Origin of the sequence: Enterococcus sp. AZ089 (genome assembly GCF_050547225.1) — a bacterium.
GTDB lineage: Bacteria > Bacillota > Bacilli > Lactobacillales > Enterococcaceae > Enterococcus_D > Enterococcus_D entomosocium.
The window spans coordinates 2,829,337-2,845,863 of record NZ_CP172954.1 but is presented as its reverse complement, the minus strand read 5'-3'; the positions used below and the strand labels follow the sequence as shown (position 1 = coordinate 2,845,863).

12 protein-coding genes are annotated in these 16,527 nt (G+C 43.5%); 10 read left to right on the top strand and 2 right to left on the bottom strand.

Going from position 1 to position 16,527, the window contains the following annotated elements; genetic code table 11:
* The first annotated feature begins 257 nt into the window (after window positions 1–257).
* The 10 genes from IGJ01_RS13090 (at window position 258) to IGJ01_RS13045 (ending at window position 14,180) form a co-directional block, all read left to right on the top strand.
* Window positions 258–926 carry a DUF1961 family protein gene (locus IGJ01_RS13090; RefSeq protein ID WP_008380760.1) on the top strand — a complete coding sequence of 223 codons (669 nt, stop codon included), beginning with the start codon at window positions 258–260 and terminating at the stop codon, window positions 924–926.
* A complete protein-coding gene (locus tag IGJ01_RS13085) occupies window positions 926–1,600 on the top strand; it encodes a YesL family protein (RefSeq protein WP_008380762.1) in 675 nt (224 codons plus the stop codon). The genes IGJ01_RS13090 and IGJ01_RS13085 overlap by 1 nt, the downstream gene beginning before the upstream one ends.
* The gene (locus IGJ01_RS13080) at window positions 1,575–4,088 is read left to right on the top strand and encodes a hypothetical protein (RefSeq protein ID WP_430601165.1); all 2,514 of its coding nucleotides are present in this window, start codon (window positions 1,575–1,577) and stop codon (window positions 4,086–4,088) included. The genes IGJ01_RS13085 and IGJ01_RS13080 overlap by 26 nt, the downstream gene beginning before the upstream one ends.
* Window positions 4,073–5,020, top strand: a complete 948-nt coding sequence (locus tag IGJ01_RS13075) for an ABC transporter permease (protein WP_430601164.1) — start codon at window positions 4,073–4,075, stop codon at window positions 5,018–5,020. The genes IGJ01_RS13080 and IGJ01_RS13075 overlap by 16 nt, the downstream gene beginning before the upstream one ends.
* Before the next feature lie 11 nt (window positions 5,021–5,031).
* Window positions 5,032–5,910: a carbohydrate ABC transporter permease gene (locus IGJ01_RS13070; protein ID WP_086297880.1), complete on the top strand. Its 879-nt coding sequence runs from the start codon at window positions 5,032–5,034 to the stop codon at window positions 5,908–5,910.
* A gap of 86 nt (window positions 5,911–5,996) precedes the next feature.
* On the top strand, window positions 5,997–8,207 hold the full coding sequence (locus IGJ01_RS13065) for a helix-turn-helix transcriptional regulator (RefSeq protein WP_430601163.1): 2,211 nt from the start codon (window positions 5,997–5,999) through the stop codon (window positions 8,205–8,207).
* A gap of 193 nt (window positions 8,208–8,400) precedes the next feature.
* Window positions 8,401–11,073: a beta-galactosidase gene (locus IGJ01_RS13060; RefSeq protein WP_430601162.1), complete on the top strand. Its 2,673-nt coding sequence runs from the start codon at window positions 8,401–8,403 to the stop codon at window positions 11,071–11,073.
* Window positions 11,045–11,884, top strand: coding sequence for a sugar phosphate isomerase/epimerase family protein (locus IGJ01_RS13055; RefSeq protein WP_430601161.1), 840 nt, complete (start codon window positions 11,045–11,047; stop codon window positions 11,882–11,884). Before IGJ01_RS13060 ends, IGJ01_RS13055 begins: the two co-directional genes overlap by 29 nt.
* A gap of 286 nt (window positions 11,885–12,170) precedes the next feature.
* Window positions 12,171–13,154, top strand: a complete 984-nt coding sequence (locus tag IGJ01_RS13050) for a LacI family DNA-binding transcriptional regulator (RefSeq protein WP_244732334.1) — start codon at window positions 12,171–12,173, stop codon at window positions 13,152–13,154.
* Between the two features lie 258 nt (window positions 13,155–13,412).
* Window positions 13,413–14,180 (top strand): histidinol-phosphatase, encoded by a 768-nt coding sequence (locus IGJ01_RS13045; protein ID WP_086316497.1) that lies wholly within the window; start codon window positions 13,413–13,415, stop codon window positions 14,178–14,180.
* Between the two features lie 68 nt (window positions 14,181–14,248).
* Here the strand turns inward: IGJ01_RS13045 and add are convergent, their stop codons facing one another.
* Both add and ald read right to left on the bottom strand, forming a co-directional pair.
* Window positions 14,249–15,265 (bottom strand): adenosine deaminase, encoded by a 1,017-nt coding sequence (gene add / locus IGJ01_RS13040; RefSeq protein ID WP_086297866.1) that lies wholly within the window; start codon window positions 15,263–15,265, stop codon window positions 14,249–14,251.
* 152 nt (window positions 15,266–15,417) lie between these two features.
* A complete protein-coding gene (gene ald, locus IGJ01_RS13035; protein WP_016612688.1) occupies window positions 15,418–16,524 on the bottom strand; it encodes an alanine dehydrogenase in 1,107 nt (368 codons plus the stop codon).
* Between the last annotated feature and the right edge of the window lie 3 nt (window positions 16,525–16,527).

Genomic DNA, 16,527 nt, shown 5'->3' with positions numbered 1-16,527 from the left:
CGAAGAAGGTTGAGTGGATCTTGCTCTCAACCTTTTTCTTTTTCAATAATTTTTTTCAGCTAATAAAATGGAGTAATAGTCAAGTGAGACGAGACAGGTAGTGAGAAATCAGAAAAGAAAAAATGGAAACAAGCAAATGAAAACCCTAATCTAACGCTTGATATCAAAGAATTCAAAAAAAGTCAATTGTTAGAAATGTAGGTCAAGTTTACTATGAAAAGAGAAAAGCAGCTCATATACGCATAAAAGGAGAAGAAATGTTAGCGAAATTGATCTATGAAAATCCGCTGAATCAAGCAGCAGATATTCAACACTTTATTGCTGAAGGAGAGCCCAAGATTACTTTCCAAGACGGGATGATTCTGGCGAATACGTATTCTGAAGAATCAAACAAACAACCACATTTTGTTTTATGGCTGCCTCAACAATTTCCAGCGGACCTACGAATCACCTGGCAGTTTCAACCACTGGCTGAACCAGGCTTATGTATGCTCTTTTTTGCAGCAGCCAATCGCAAGGGTGGCTCGATCTTCGATTCTGGAGTACCCAAACGAACCGGGGCATATCCCGAGTATCATTCTGGAGGGATCGATGCTTACCACCTTTCTTATTTTCGAAGAAAGTATGAGGAGGAACGGGCGTTTGAAACGTGTAATTTGCGCAAAAGCCATGGGTTTCATCTGGTCGCCCAAGGCGCAGATCCACTTCCGAGTGTAGCAGATGCCCGAGGGTTTTATCACCTAAGAATCGATAAGGTAGGTGCAACGATCTCCTTTTGGATCAACGACTTATTGGTGTTAAGGTACCTTGATGAGGAACAGTTTGGTCCCATATTAACCAAAGGAGCGATCGGATTTCGGCAAATGGCGCCAATGAAGGCCCGCTATAAAGACTTAAAGGTATATTCCTTAGAGGAGGAACGGTGATGAATTGGCAGAAAGTATATCAAGCAGCAGATTTTGTCTTTTATTGTTTGCTGATAAATGTAACCGTTATTATAGGTGCGCTAGTAGGTGGGATCATCTTTGGACTGGCGCCTAGCATACAAGCAGGATTCCACGTAGCAAAGAAAACCCTTAAACAGGAATCGCCGCCTTTTTTTCAAACGTTCTTTCGGTATTACCGCAGGAACTTTTGGCGATCGAATCGCTTGGGCTTACCGATCATTCTCTTTTATTTGTGCCCCATGGTAGTGATCCAGCAAGGATTTTTAGCGGCATTGACTCAAACAGGCTTGATCCTATTGATCGTTAGCCAATGCGTCGCGATCGCTGTGATTAATACATTGCTTAGCATGTACGAATATTATGTGCTCCCAACGAAGAAGTACCTAGGCGCTTCACTACGCTTTCTTTTCTTTCAACCTATTGGCACCTTTTTAGGCGTCCTTTGGTTTGGGATTTGTAGTACGATCAGCTTTTTTCTCCCCGGTCTCCTGCCATTTTTAAGTATTGGGATGTGGATCATTGGCACAATGGGGATTTACTTGAAATTATTTGATGAAAATGAACAAAAGCTAAAGCAACAAAACGATGCAGTTCAACCTGCAGAGAGGGAAGAGGAGGAAATCGAGCATGGCATTGAAATGGCTCAAAAATAAACCTAAGGGAAAACGTGGGCTGAGTTTTGGGTATCCATGGGAAAAAGGAGCTTTACAACCTGAGGTTCTAAGTGAGGAACTGTTTTTGCTGGGGGAGGAGCCGCTGCAAACGAAAGTACTGGCTTACTGGCCAGATGGCAGTGTGAAATGGACAGGACACAGTGGTCTGGTGGCAGAAACGACGCAGTTACTTTTTCAAAGAAAACAGCGTGTCCAGAAGAAACAGGCGATTGCTAGGGAAGCATACAACGGTATTTATTTTGACAACGGTACGATCAAAGGCTTCTTCCCGAAACATGGGGAAGGGAAAAATGTATTGGACTGGGTAGCGGTCAATGGGCAGAAAAAATTGCAAGATCTTCACGCAATCCTGCAATACCAAAACAAAAAGGTGCAGTCCAAAGTAACGGACTTGATGTTGGAAGAAAATGGTTCAGAAAAAGCCGTTATCAAAGTATCGGGCGTCATTGAGATCAATCAAGAAGTGGTGCAAGAGTTTATTTTACGGTTCCGTATCTTTCGCGAAATCAGCAAATTGGAAATCATTCATACGGTCATTATCATCAAACCACTTGCTTATGAAGGCATGGGGGTAGCATTTGATTATGCGTTGACAGGTGAAAATTGGAATCGACAAGTCAAATTTATTGCAGATGCTGTGTATCATGAAGCGGCGCAATTGTTACTTTCACGGCGACACTATCAACAAAACATTCCCTATCAAGAACAAGCCAGTGGACAGCTCGTTTCATTGACCCCAGCGGACGAGCCGATGCTGTCTCATGCGGTGGAAAATGCTATTTGGGACAATTTTCGGGTCAATCAAATCAATCATCGGTCATTTGAATTAGAAAAACAGACCGAAGCTGGGTACTGTTGGTTGCCCATTGGGGATGGCGAGCATTATTCAGGTACCTTTTACGCTGGGGGAGAAACCGGCGGCGTTGCTTGCAGCATGGAGAAATTTTGGGAAAAAGCACCATCGGCGATCGAGGTGACAGGCATCACCCAAAAAGAAACCCAAATCACGATGTGGCAGTGGTCACCGAATGCCAAGCCAATGGATTTTCAGCACTATTCCAAACGGGATCATATGCTTAGCGGATACGAAGGAATGGAAGAGATTCGTTCGACGGCAGTTGGTGTAGCAAATACGACGCGTTGTTGGTTGGATCTATATGAAGAAGCCCCGTCAGAAGAAGTGTTGCTGGGCTTAGCTCAAGAAAACCAAGAACCTGCCCAGATCGTTTCATTGCCAGAGCGTTATCAAGAGACGAAGGTTTTTGGCAGGATCAGTTTACCAGACGAATCAACGGAAACGAAACAGTTGCTGGAGCAACAATTGGCTAAGATGCGTCAATTCTATTTAGCAGAAGTCCAACAAAGAAGTTGGTATGGCTATTGGAACTATGGTGATGTCATGCATACTTATGATCAGTTTCGACACCAATGGCGCTACGATCTTGGTGGGTACGCTTGGCAAAACACTGAATTGGTCCCTAACATGTGGCTTTGGCTAGATTTCTTACGGACTGGTGATCCAAGCGTCTACTATCTGGCTGAAAGCATGACGAGGCATACTTCAGAAGTCGATCAGTATCATGCTGGTGAATACAAAGGATTAGGGTCACGGCATAATGTCGTTCATTGGGGCTGCCAAGCAAAAGAAGTTCGAATTTCAATGGCGGGTCTCCATCGCTACTACTACTATTTGACAGCGGATGAACGCATTGGGGAGATTATGGAACAAGTCAAAGACAATGAAACCTATGCTTTTGATGCGTTACCACCGATGCGCGAGTTTTATGAACGAGAAACGAAGCGGATACCGATTCGCATCGGACCAGATTGGGCTGCGCTAGTCTCGAACTGGTTTACCCAGTGGGAACGGACGAATGATCCTGTTTACCTTGAAAAAATTCGCACGGGCATCACCTGCATCAAAGCCATGCCCCAGCGCCTATTGTCTGGTCCCACAGTGTTGTTTGATCCACAAGACAAAACCTTATCTTATATGGGAACTGGGAATTTTGGCGGCTATCACATGGTCATCTCCTTTGGGGCGCCGCAAGTTTGGTTAGAACTTGCTCAAGTGCTGGAAGACCCCGAGTGGACAGAGATGTTAGGGGAGTTTGGCTGGTTTTATAGCTTGAGTCCTGAAATAAAAGCAGAAGAGTCAAACGAGGTACTGACGGAACCTCATTTTGCCTGGCCAATGTTTGCGTCGACGATGATGGCCTTTGCTGGGCGAGTGCGTAACGATCGAGCAATCAGTCAAAGGGCTTGGCAGTTATTGCTTGATAATGACAAATCGGGTGTTCCATTGCCGATCGAAGCGACCATTGAAGCAGCGACAACGTGGAAAAAAATAAAAGAAATGCCGTGGGTATCGACCAATGTGTTGTCACAGTGGGGGCTAAATACGATTTGTTGTTTAGCACTGATTGGAGCGGAATTAGAGGAGGAGACTGAATGGAAACAACAATAAAAAAAGTGCCGAAAACGAAAGAGCAATGGGGGAGTTTTCTCAACCATTTTAAACAAAATAAATGGCTCTATATTTTGACGATTCCCGGGATCATCTATTTTGCAGTATTTCGTTATGCACCGATGTATGGGTTGATCATTGCTTTCAAAGATTATGTGCCCTTTTTAGGAATCGCAGATAGCCCATGGGTCGGAACACAAAATTTTATGGATTTCTTCAATAATCCTGATTTCTTTCGGATCTTGTGGAACACGTTGATGATTGCCTTTTTAAACATCTTCTTTTCGTTTCCAGCACCAATCTTTTTGGCGCTGTTACTGAATGAATTGCGCAACAAGCTGTTTCAGCGGACCATTCAAACCTTCGTCTATGTACCACATTTTCTTTCATGGACGATCGTCGTTAGTCTTTGGCATATCTTATTCAACATCGATCATGGAGCGATCACTCAATTTATCGCTTCGTTGACAGGCGTTGAAATCGACTTTCTCTCAGACCCGCAATGGTTCCGCCCCATGATCGTAATGCAATCGATTTGGAAAGAGATCGGTTGGGGGACCATTATTTATTTAGCTGCCTTATCAGGTGTGGATCAAGAACAATACGAAGCCGCGATCATGGATGGTGCAGGACGTTTCCGACGTGTGTGGCACATTACTTTGCCTGCGATTCGTTCGACGATCATCATTATGCTGATCATGCGGATCGGGTCGATTTTGTCTACTGGGTTTGATCAGATTTTCTTGATGACCAATCAATTGAACCGGACAGTAGCAGATGTTTTTGACACGTATGTGTATATGATGGGGATCACCGATGGCGCTTACAGTTACTCAACAGCCGTCGGATTATTTAAATCGATCGTTGGGATCATCCTCGTACTTTGTACCAATAAATTAGCGAAACGTTTTGGCGAAAGCGGCTTATACTAAGGAGGAAAAAGATGGCTACTTTACACAATACGAAAGCAGGGAAAATATTTGACATTTTTAATGCACTATTTTTGGCATTGATTGGGTTATTCATGGTGATTCCTTTTATTTATGTGATCGCCGGTTCATTTGCTACGGAGTTAGAATTGACCACACGTTCGTTTTTCTTATGGCCAAATGAGATCAGTCTCGACTCCTATCGCTTTATTTTTTCAACCAACACCTTTATCCGTAGTTTGCTTGTAACGGTCGGCGTTACCATCGTTGGCACGCTGGTGCAGCTTTTCTGTACCTTCACCTTTGCCTATCCTTTATCACGCAAGCACCTAAAAGGACGGAACACCTTGTTGAATCTCGTGATTTTTGCAATGCTCTTTTCAGGTGGGATGATCCCAACGTTTATCGTGGTGAAAAATTTAGGACTGATCAATTCTTATTGGGCATTGATTTTGCCAATCGCGATCAATCCGTTCAACTTAATGATCATCAAAAACTTTTTCCAAGAAATGCCGATCGAGTTGGAAGAATCCGCCAAGATGGACGGCTGTACGGAACTAGGGATCTTATGGAAAATCATTTTGCCTTTATCAAAACCAGTGATCGCGACCTTCACCCTTTTTTACGCCGTTGGTATCTGGAACGACTTCATGAGTGGATTGCTCTATATCAACGATTCAGCAAAATGGCCGATTCAGTTATTGTTAAGACAGATCACGATGGCCTCCAGTGGTGCCAATGCGTTAGCAAGTATGGACCCAAACTATGTGCCGCCCGAACAAGGAATCAAATTTGCAGTCATCATTGTGGCGACTTTACCAATTTTGATCTTCTATCCGTTTTTGCAAAAACATTTTGCCAAAGGAATGCTGATTGGATCCGTCAAAGGATGATACACTTCAATAGTTGTGGATAGGTTGTCATGCGTTTTTTCGCATGACAATTTGTTACATAAAATCTATTACAAGGGTGTTTGGGAATGAAGTACTTTAAAACAGGCGGTTTTCATCGAAAACTGCAGCTAGCCAGTCTATGGATCGTCGTGCCGCTATTAGCCGTTGCAATCTTTTTACATGCCTATTTGATCGGACCATTACAACGATCGTATCAAGAACTAAACAATCGCCAAGTCGAAGGAATCGTTAGTAACATCAACCAACAGTTCTCGCAGCTGGAAGTGACTTTAAGCGTTTGGGGGCAATCGTTTCAAAGGCGCTACCAAGAAGATTTATTGGAAACGACGAATTATCAGACGTTGATCCAGCTGTCGGAAGAATTGTTTTACTTAACCAATAGCTCCAATTATGTCAATCGAATCGGTATTTATTCGCTCGGAGAGGCGCCCTTTGGGATTGAAAGTGGCGGCACGTATGAATTAACGCTCGAGCAAACCAAAACAGCATTTGAACGCTATCGGATCGATAATGGTAGGCAGTATCAGTGGAAGATCATTGAAGAAGAGGATGAATTGATTTTTGTACAAAACATTGATAGCCAAGGCGAAGATCAGCCTAAAATTTTTTTAGTTGCAACGATCGACGAGCAATCATTGTTAAAGTATTTTTATGATACTCAAATTGAAAATGGACTCGCAGCGATTTCCTTTAATCATGAGAGTTTTCGTTTTATTGGCGATCAGAACTTAGCGAATGTTATCCAACCGCTGAGTGAGGAGCATCAAGGAACCTGGGGCGAATCGATCAATGGCAATGATTATAGCATGATCGCCGTAAACAGTACGCGACTCAACCAAATATGGACGTTTTATACCGTCGTTCCCTTAGCATTGATTACCGAGCCAGTCACTCATTTGGCTAGAGTGCTGATCGTCGTAAGCATTCTTTTTATTGCTTGTGTGGCAGTCATGAGTCTCTTTTTGGCAAAAAAACAATACCAACCTTTTGAAAAAACGATGGATCAGCTCTTTGGTAATACCCAATGGAAAAAAGAAAACGATCTGGAGTTTTTGGTGGACCGTTGGCAACAATTAAGTCGGGAAAAAGGATTGTTGCAAAATCAGGCGGAACGCTTTCAAGATTCGCTGAAGCGACAAGTGATCCAACATTTGATGGAAGGGTATTATGGCTATTTATCGGAGGAAGAATCGCAACAATTACTGCAGCAAAAAAACTGGTGCTTAAGTGACCAAGGGTATCGCCTGTTTTATTTCCAACTCAATGATCTATTAAGCAATCAAGCAAATTCACAAGATGAAACTCACATTTTGTTTGCCTTAGAAAACATTATAGCGGATGTCACAGCCATGTTTTTCCCTGAATCAACCATTGTTTCTTCAAATGAAGGACGGATTTTGGTTTTTGTGGTCAATCAAGAGCAGCTACTGACAGATTACTTCACGATGATCACCAAGCAAATCAATTTGATCGTCTGCCGTTATGTCACCATCGTTAGTTCGCAACAAGAAACAGAGATTCGCAAGTTGCCTGAAGTTGCCCAACGTCTCAAAAAGCAAATCCATCTGCAACGGTTGATTCCCGAAAATCAAGTGCTTCAAGGAGAGAAAATGCGCCCGCTGCCGAAGTATTCTCTTTCACAAGAAAATTTGATTTTAACAGCGCTGAAAAGTGGCTATCATGAAGAATTGCAACGAAGTGTCCAGCGGTTTTTAGAACAGGTCGTGGCAGAAAACAATCAACAGGCTGCGGTGATCTATGTGGTCAATCGACTGTACGATCAAGTCGATTACCTTTTAAATGAAAATGGGGTCTCACGAACGGATTATGTATCGAAAACGGTTGTGTTAGAGCGAATCGAACGACTTTTAGCCATCAATCAGATCCAAGCCTTTTTGTACCATCATTTCTTAAAACCCGTCTCCATCCTCTGGCAAGAAAATGTCGCTAATTCTTATAGTGAAATGATCCAAAAAGTAGCTGAGTACATCCAATCTGATTTTCGCAATGAACAAATTTCGTTAGAATACGTTGCGGATCGTTTCGAAGTAGACCCAATCTTTTTGAGTAAGGAGTTCAAGCGTGCCAAGCAGGTCAACTTTATTGATTATTTAACCAATGTTCGCATCGTAGAAGCAAAACGGCAGTTGCTCGAAACTGATCACCAAATCAATGAAATTGCAGAAAACCTTGGGTATAATCCCAGTTACTTCAATCGTTTATTTAAAAAGTGCACGGGAATGACCCCAGGACAATATCGAAAAGGTCAGAGCTGATCACTGTTGGTTGCTGCGGAAAAGCTCGTATTTTCGCAGCTTTTGCTCTGATTTTTCCATGTTTTCGTCAGCAAATGTTTTGTATAATAGAAAAGAAAGCGATTTCTAATGCAGCTTATGTTCAGCAAGAAAACCAGTGGACTTGTCGAAGTTGTTGGAAATCTGATAGTAAATAGATGGAGGAAGAAAAGAAATGAAAATCGTTCTAGGCGGAGATTCAACCGTGGCGGATTATCCCCTTGATCAACAGCCAATGATGGGCTGGGGACAAGCTTTACCAAGCTATCTGTCCCCAGAAGTAGACGTACACAATTTTGCGAAAAACGGCAGTACGACTCGTTCGTTTATCGAAGAAGGGTTGTTTAAGCAACTCCTGCAAGAAGTCGAACCGAATACAGTCGTCCTACTGCAATTTGGACATAATGACCAAAAAGAGAAAAATCATGTCACGATGGAGGCGTACATTGCTCATTTGACAGACATGATCCGTCAAATCAAAGAAAAAGCAGGAATTCCTATCCTGTGTACACCTGTTGAACGACGTGTAGGGGAAGAGGGACGACTGGCGCATACGTTGTCAGCATTTTTACCTGTCTTAAGAGAACTTAGTCGAACGGAAGAAGTGGATTTGTTTGATTTAAATCGCTATACCTATCATTATTATGACACATTAGGACTAGAAGCTTCCAAAGCGCTCTTTGTTTGGTTAGCACCGGATGAGCACCCCAATTATCCTGCAGGTCTCGCAGATGATACCCACTTTTCAAAGGTCGGGGCGCATATGATCGCTCGCTATGTAGCGATTCGTTTACAGGCGTTTTTCCATGAGCAACCACTGTTTCCTGATATTTATTACGGCGCCTGCATGTATCCAGAAGTCTGGTCGGAAGAAATCATGCAAAGTGATAGTCAAACGATGAAAACGTTGGGCATGAATTTTGCTAGAATTGGGGAATTCATGTGGCGTGACTTGGAGCCTCAACCTGGAGAATATGATTTTTCGTTGTTGGAACGTGCGCTAGAACAGTACCAAGCAAATGGCATCGATGTTTGCTTATGTATTCCAACGCCGACCCCACCCCGCTGGTTTACAAAACAGTACCCAGAAGCATTAATCACTAATCAAGATGGAACGAAGATGCATCACGGCTCAAGACAGCATGTCTGTACAAACAACGAGGACTTTCGCCGTTATGCCTATCGGTTGACGAGAAAAATCGCTGAGATTGCCGAAAAACATGAAAATGTCGTTATGTTGCAATTGGACAATGAGTTTAAATGTCATGTCGATCTATGTTACTGTACGACATGCCAAACGCGTTGGTATACGTATTTAAAAGACAGCTATCAATCCGTGACCAACCTCAACGAGTGTTGGGGCACGAAGGTATGGAGTGAGTGGTATGACGCATTTGAGGATGTCGTCTTGCCACTAACGACCCCGTTTTTGCATAATTCTTCCCTGATGAATGCCTTTCGTCGCTTTACCACTGATACGTTGAATGAGTTTGCGCATGATCTTTGTCATTTTATCCGAATGGAGACCGCGTTACCCATTACCCATAACTCCGCTTTTGGGTTTAACTTGCAAAATGATGAGCTATTTGCTGATTTAGATATTGCTGGTTTTGATACGTATGCACCGGCAGACAACTATCCAGCGTATACCATGAACTTGGATCGTTGGCGGAATGTCAAACCGCGCAACAAGGAAATGTTATTGTTAGAAACTTGTACTGCCAATGCTGGTCATATTGAAAATTATGCGACTCCTCGTCCTCATGGGTTTGTCACAAGTGAAGCGTTCATTGGCTATGCTGGTCATTTGAAATCCTTCTGCTTTTGGCATTTTCGTGGACATCGCTATGGTGTGGAGCAACCCCATAGTGCCGTGTTAACTGCTTGGGGAGAGCCAGATTGTGGGTATGAAGAGGTAGTTCGGATTGGCGAACTAAGACAACAGATCGCACCACTTTTAGCGGAAACGAAGTATGTATCGTCAAAAATAGCCATCATCTACTCGGATTACTCGAAACGCTTTTACACGATCGATCATGGGGGTGTTTATGATTATCGCAGCCTGTTTACCGAATTTTACGGCAGTCTGATTCGCCAAGGGATTCGTGTAGAAATCATTCAAGAAAATAGTCCGTTAGAAGAGTATGATGTTGTTCTTGCCCCATTTGTTCGTTGGATCAGTCCGACCTTGCTGAAAAAATTTGCCGCCTTTACTGAAGCAGGAGGTAAGCTGATTTTAGGCCCGATGACGGGGGATCGGACCAAAGAGCTGGCGTGGCCAGCGACAAATGGCTTAGATCGTTTAGGAGAATGGCTCGGGTTTGACGAAATCCAGCAATTTACGGTGAAAGGACTGACTTATCAGCTAACCTATGACGGCCTAAAAGAACCTTTGGATCATTTGGTCACAGTTTTTCATTGCCCAGAAGATTGGGAAACGATCGGACGAGGGAATGACCAAACGCTACTAGCTAAGAAACAACTGGCTCAAGGAGAGATCATCTATTTAGGTGCGCTACCTAGCAATTTAACAGACAGTTTGATATGGCAGTCGTTTTGTCACAAAGAACTTTTCCCTTATGAATCAGAGCGCCTGTTGATCAAATGTTCGGAAGGTGTGATGAAGTATCGCCGAGAGTCAGCGACCCATGTCCAACTCTGGATTAGTAACTTAGGGATGACGACAGCTGACTTTACCTTACATCTCCCCGGTTTCGAACGCTTATCAGGTGAAGCGCTGGCGCGGGGTAACCATAGGCTAGAACCTTATGAAAATTTGATTATTGAATGGGAAAAAACAGTAGAAAGCGAGGAGTCAGATGATTCATTTAGCCATCCGAGGGCATGACCTCTCAGGAGAATATACACCCAAGCAGCTAGCACAAGCGGTAGGAGCAAAGAAAATAAGAAACGTTCAGTTTGCCTTGAATGCGTCTTTTCCAGACCTAAGTGCTCCTGAAAAAATGAGTCCAGGTATGGGGACCTTCTTCAAGAATGAATTCCAAGAACAAGGCGTTCAAATCGCTTTGTTAAGTTGTTATAGTAACTTGATTCATCCCGAACCAGAGGAACGAGAGAAAATCTTACAGAAATTTGAGCGCTACTTATTCCATGCCCGTTATTTTGGTGCCAGCATGGTGGCTTCAGAAACAGGCTCAGTCATTGCCGCGCTGGGATATAGCGAAGAGAATTTTTCGGATGAGGTTTTTGAAGACTTGATCCATGTGATCCAGCGACTCGTTCGAGTAGGAGAAAAACATAAAACCATGGTAGGGATCGAAGCAGGAATGAATCATCCGTTGTGTTCGAATCAGCGCATCGCCGAGCTGATTGAACGTGTTCCTTCTGATTATCTAGGGATCATTTACGATCCAACGAATTTGATCACCGCAAAAACGGCTGCTGATCAAGTTGCATTGGTAGAAGAAGCGTTTACTCTTTTTGGCGAGAAAATCGTCTGCTTGCACCTAAAGGATTTTCAACTCTCGAGAGAAGAAGTGATCCCTGTCCCGTTAGGTGAAGGACAAATACGGTATCCAGAAATTTTACAGCTTCTGATCAAACACAAGCCATACTGTTACGTGGTGTTAGAAGAAACAAAAGACGCTGGGATCGATCGTGCGGTGGCGTTGATTGAAGGCTTAGATTTAAAAAATTAGCTGGGTGCTTTTGTAAATGATTGTTTAAGAGAACACGGGAGTGATTTTCTTGTTTTCTTCAAAGACGCTGACATTAATGCAAACTTTTATCGAGCATAGAAAAGTTGTTTATGGTGAGATTTCATCTAAACAGCTTTTTTATTTTCATAAAAACAGAAAATATGATGCAAGGTTTGTTATTATAGAATAAAAAGAAAGCATTTTAGAGTGTTGCATTCGGATAATAGATCAAATGGAAAAGGATTTAACAATTACGAGACATGAAAAAGAGAGAAAGGAGGGACCAATGGCAAACATGCAAGATGTGGCAAAACTTGCCAATGTATCCGTGACTACCGTCTCACGAGTGATCAACAATAAAAAATACGTGAATGAAGAAACAAAGCGGGTTGTGCTAGAAGCAATTCAAGCACTTGATTATGTACCAAATGAATTAGCACGGTCCTTTTATTACAATTCTTCAAAGATGATCGGCTTGCTGATCTATGATTTGAAAAATGATTTTTATAATCAATTTATTACCCGAATCGAGTCGCAACTGATTGAGAAAGGCTATAGTTTGATGATTGGTACCACACAAGGAAATCCTGAAAGAGAAGCCTATTTTTTGAACTTGTTTCTCGCAAATAATATTGATGGGTTGATCTTATGTACCAACCTTTGTACGCAAGGTCCGTTGTTGCAAAAGGTTCTCAAATTACCTCTAGTGAGTGTGGGTAGAGTCCTTAGCGATGAAGTATCCTCCGTTTCTGCGGATAATACCTCAGGTGGACAGTTGGCAGCACAGATCTTAATCCAAAATCGTTGTCGCGAGATCCTCTTCATTAATGGGCCAAAGACATTACATTCCGTTCAAGAAAAATCGGCTGGTTTTTATCAAGTGATGGACCAATACCCAGAGATTCTTGTTCACGAGGTCGTACTCGATTTTGTAAATGTCACGCAAACATCCTTTGATCAACTTTTTCATCAATGGCCTTCTATCGATGGCATTTTTGCGGCAAGCGATTTTTTGGCAGCCTGTGCTTTACGTTCCCTTCATTCACTGGATAAAAAGATTGGTGAAGCGATTCAGGTGATTGGTTATGAAAACACCAATGTTTGTCTTTGTACTAGCCCTTTGCTTTCGTCCATCGCACGACCTTTAGAGGAGATGGTGGATTGGACGACCCAGCTACTTTTTCAAGAGGTACAAGGAGACAAAACCGCACCAAGACACGTCCTCTTGAAAAATTCATTTGTCCCAAGAGAAACGACTCAATGGAAGTGATGGGAAAAGAAGCAACCGTTTGCAGCTTTCTTTTGATTGTCTTGGGATAGCCGCAATTCTATAATGAAATGGACTGGAATAAATCCAGAATGAGGAAGTTGCTAAGTGATAGGTGTTGATAGCTAGTACTATTTTTTAAAAAAATGGTTCCGCTTACAAAATGTTCTGTAAAATAGCGAACGGCTTGAAGGATAACGTACCTAAAATGCGATCACAAGAACAAATTAACCTAAATGTAATATGAAGGAGTGATTAACCATGTGGAAAGCAAACTATCATACCCACACAACTCGATGCAAACATGCACGGGATTCTGATGAAGACTATGTGATCAAAGCCATCCAAGCTGGCTTTAAGGAAATCGGCTTCGCTGATCATTGTCCCTGGCCCTTTGAGGATGGGTATGTCTCGCCCATGCGGATGGATGTTGCGCAATTGGAAGATTACGTTTCATCGGTGAAAAGCTTACGGGAAAAATATCAAGGACAAATCGATGTGAAATTAGGATTAGAGTGTGAATATTTTGAAACAATGATTCCTTGGCTAGTTGCAGAGAAAGAAAGGCTGTCGATCGACTATTTGATTTTTGGCAATCACTTTCCTGAAATCGAAAGCAATCACTATTACGACCATACACCCGGGGATTCGGTAAAAGCGATCAAAGATTATCTCCGTGTTTCTTTACAAGGGATCGAATCAGAAATTTTTGCTTATATGGCACACCCAGATGTGTTTATGCGGGGCTATAAAACCTTCGATTCCCATTGCGAAGAAGTTGCTTACCGTTTATGCGAAAAAGCCAAAGAGTATCAGCTGCCATTGGAGTATAATTTGGCGGGCTATACGAATGGTGGCTATCCGCATCCTGAATTTTGGAAGATCGCTAAGGAAGTCGGCTGCTCTTGTATTATTGGGATCGATGCCCACGAGAGTGCGGCTTTCACAAATACAGAAATTTACGAAAGAGCTCTTTTAGAAATCGATGCCTTAGGATTAACAAGGATCGATCGGCTCTTCTTTGCGTGAAGGAAAGAAAGTTGATTGTTTTGGAAATAAACATGGACGCCAGTGGGGATCACTAGCGTCCATGTTTATTAGAATTGCCATTCTTGAATTTTTTTCAAGAGTACCGCTTTGTCGGCAGCTTCCGCAAAGGAATGCTGAGCGGCAGTTTCGTTTATGAAGCGCATCTCTGATTCGGACATGTCGCAATGATGAGCCATTTGCAGGTATTCATTGGTCAATGTCGTATTTGAGACCGTTCGGTTATCGGTGTTCAAACAAAAAGGGACCTTGGCTTCCAGCCATTCTCTTAATGGGTATGCCGAGTATGTGGGAATCGCACGAGTATGAACATTGCTGGTAGGACAGCCTTCGATACAGCGCTTTTGTTCTCGAACAAACGCTTGAGCAGTGTGATCTCCTTTTAAGGCGATGCCGTGGCCAATCCGCTGCGCACCGCTTTCGATGGCTTGATAAATGTTTTGCACACAGCCGCATTCGCCTGCATGTAAGGTCAGCTGGACACTTTGGTTCTTGAGGAACACTTGATAGCTGGCAGCTAAATCAGGGACGTACCCGTCTTCTTCTGGACCTGCTAGATCAATACCGACTACTTTTTCATCGGTAAGAGCGATCGCTTCATCAAAAATCTCCGTAATAGCTGGTAGGTCTTCTTGACGCATCCCAATGACCAAAACATTGCCTTTGATTGGGTAGCGTTTTTCTGCTCGTGCGATGCCTTCGATCACGGCTTGGATGGTCTGGCTGCAAGTGAGTCCTTTGTCCATCGATAAGCTGGGGGCAAAGCGGATCTCAATATAAGCGACCCCATCTTGAGCGGCTTGTTCCATCACGTCATAGGCAGCAGCTGCTAAAGCTTCTTGTGTTTGCAGATACGGCCGAACAAAATCAAAGCAGCGAAGATAATCCCTCAGGTCATGACAATCTTTGGGGGCTTGCATCTGTGCTTTCACAGCTTCGATGTCTTGAGCGATGGGAAGCTCTTGCTGATTGGCGATGGCGATCAATGTTTCTGGACGAATGGAACCGTCGAGATGGCAGTGAAGTTCTACTTTGGGAAATGCTTGGATTTGTTGTTGAGTAAGCACAGTGTTCCTCCTGTCTAGGTCGAATTTTTTTTAAGTATGAATATAGCATACTTCCAAAGCCCATGCTACCCAAAAAAGGAAATTCTCATAGAAAGCAAACCAGCAGCCGCGAATTACTTGTACGGCTGCTGGTTTTATTGTGGGAGAGTGGCTCAAATCAATTCCGATAGATCGGTAAAAGGCAATGACAGATCGTGAGCGGCTTCTTTTGAAGTAAATGCGCCCTCATAGGCGATGACCCCTTTGGCAAGGGCCTCGTTTTCTCGCAACGCTGCTAAAGGATCCTTCGCTAGCTGCTGGGCATATGGCAATGTGGCAATGCTCAATGCGATGGTTGCCGTTTGCGGCACAGCACCCGGCATATTCGCCACTGCATAGTGAATGACTTCTTCCCGGATATAGGTTGGCTCGTCGTGGGTGGTGACTTTGTCTTCGGTCTCGAAAATTCCGCCTTGGTCAATGGCAATATCGACGATCACGGATTTTTCAGGCATCTGTTTCACCATGTCGCGGGTCACTAAGCACGGGGCTTTTTGTCCTGGCAATAAAACGGCTCCTACCACCAAGTCTGCGGATTGGATCGTTCGCTCGATATTCAAACGATTGGAATACAAAGTTTGGACTTGACCAGAAAATTGTCGATCCAGCTCTTGTAAGCGTGGGATTGAAACGTCTAAAATTGTCACTTGTGCGCCTAGACCTACGGCGACTCTCGCGGCATTCTCGCCGGCAACGCCACCACCAATGATCGTTACCCGACCTTGACGGACGCCGGGAACACCCGAAAGCAGGATCCCTTTTCCGCCATAAATTTTTTCGAGAAATTGCGCGCCAATTTGAACAGACATTCTTCCAGCGATCTCACTCATGGGAGACAGTAAAGGCAGGGTGCCGTTCGCCAGCTGGACGTTCTCATAAGCAACAGCGATCACTTTGCTGTCGATCAACGCTTGAGCAAGCTGTTGATTGGCGGCTACGTGGAAATAGGTGAATAAAACCAGTCCCTCATGCAAAAAGGGGTATTCTTCTGGTAAAGGTTCTTTGACTTTCATAACCAATTCAGAGGCCCAAACCTCTTCAACGGTAGCAATCGTAGCGCCGACTTCCTGATACGCTTGATCAGAAAAGGTTGATCCTGCACCAGCGCCTTGTTCAACGAAGACTTCGTGTCCGTCTTGGACTAACTCATAGACTCCGGAGGGCGGCAATGCCACACGATTTTCATTGTTCTTGATTTCTTTGGGGATACCGATTTTCATAGA

Bases quoted from the DNA above. Each gene is read 5' to 3' on its own strand.
- IGJ01_RS13055 (WP_430601161.1), top strand. From the start codon at position 11,045: ATGATTCATTTAGCCATCCGAGGGCATGACCTCTCAGGAGAATATACA.
- IGJ01_RS13060 (WP_430601162.1), top strand. From the start codon at position 8,401: ATGAAAATCGTTCTAGGCGGAGATTCAACCGTGGCGGATTATCCCCTT.
- IGJ01_RS13075 (WP_430601164.1), top strand. From the start codon at position 4,073: ATGGAAACAACAATAAAAAAAGTGCCGAAAACGAAAGAGCAATGGGGG.
- IGJ01_RS13090 (WP_008380760.1), top strand. From the start codon at position 258: ATGTTAGCGAAATTGATCTATGAAAATCCGCTGAATCAAGCAGCAGAT.
- IGJ01_RS13070 (WP_086297880.1), top strand. From the start codon at position 5,032: ATGGCTACTTTACACAATACGAAAGCAGGGAAAATATTTGACATTTTT.
- ald (WP_016612688.1), bottom strand. From the start codon at position 16,524: ATGAAAATCGGTATCCCCAAAGAAATCAAGAACAATGAAAATCGTGTG.
- IGJ01_RS13045 (WP_086316497.1), top strand. From the start codon at position 13,413: ATGTGGAAAGCAAACTATCATACCCACACAACTCGATGCAAACATGCA.
- IGJ01_RS13065 (WP_430601163.1), top strand. From the start codon at position 5,997: ATGAAGTACTTTAAAACAGGCGGTTTTCATCGAAAACTGCAGCTAGCC.
- IGJ01_RS13080 (WP_430601165.1), top strand. From the start codon at position 1,575: ATGGCATTGAAATGGCTCAAAAATAAACCTAAGGGAAAACGTGGGCTG.
- IGJ01_RS13085 (WP_008380762.1), top strand. From the start codon at position 926: ATGAATTGGCAGAAAGTATATCAAGCAGCAGATTTTGTCTTTTATTGT.
- IGJ01_RS13050 (WP_244732334.1), top strand. From the start codon at position 12,171: ATGGCAAACATGCAAGATGTGGCAAAACTTGCCAATGTATCCGTGACT.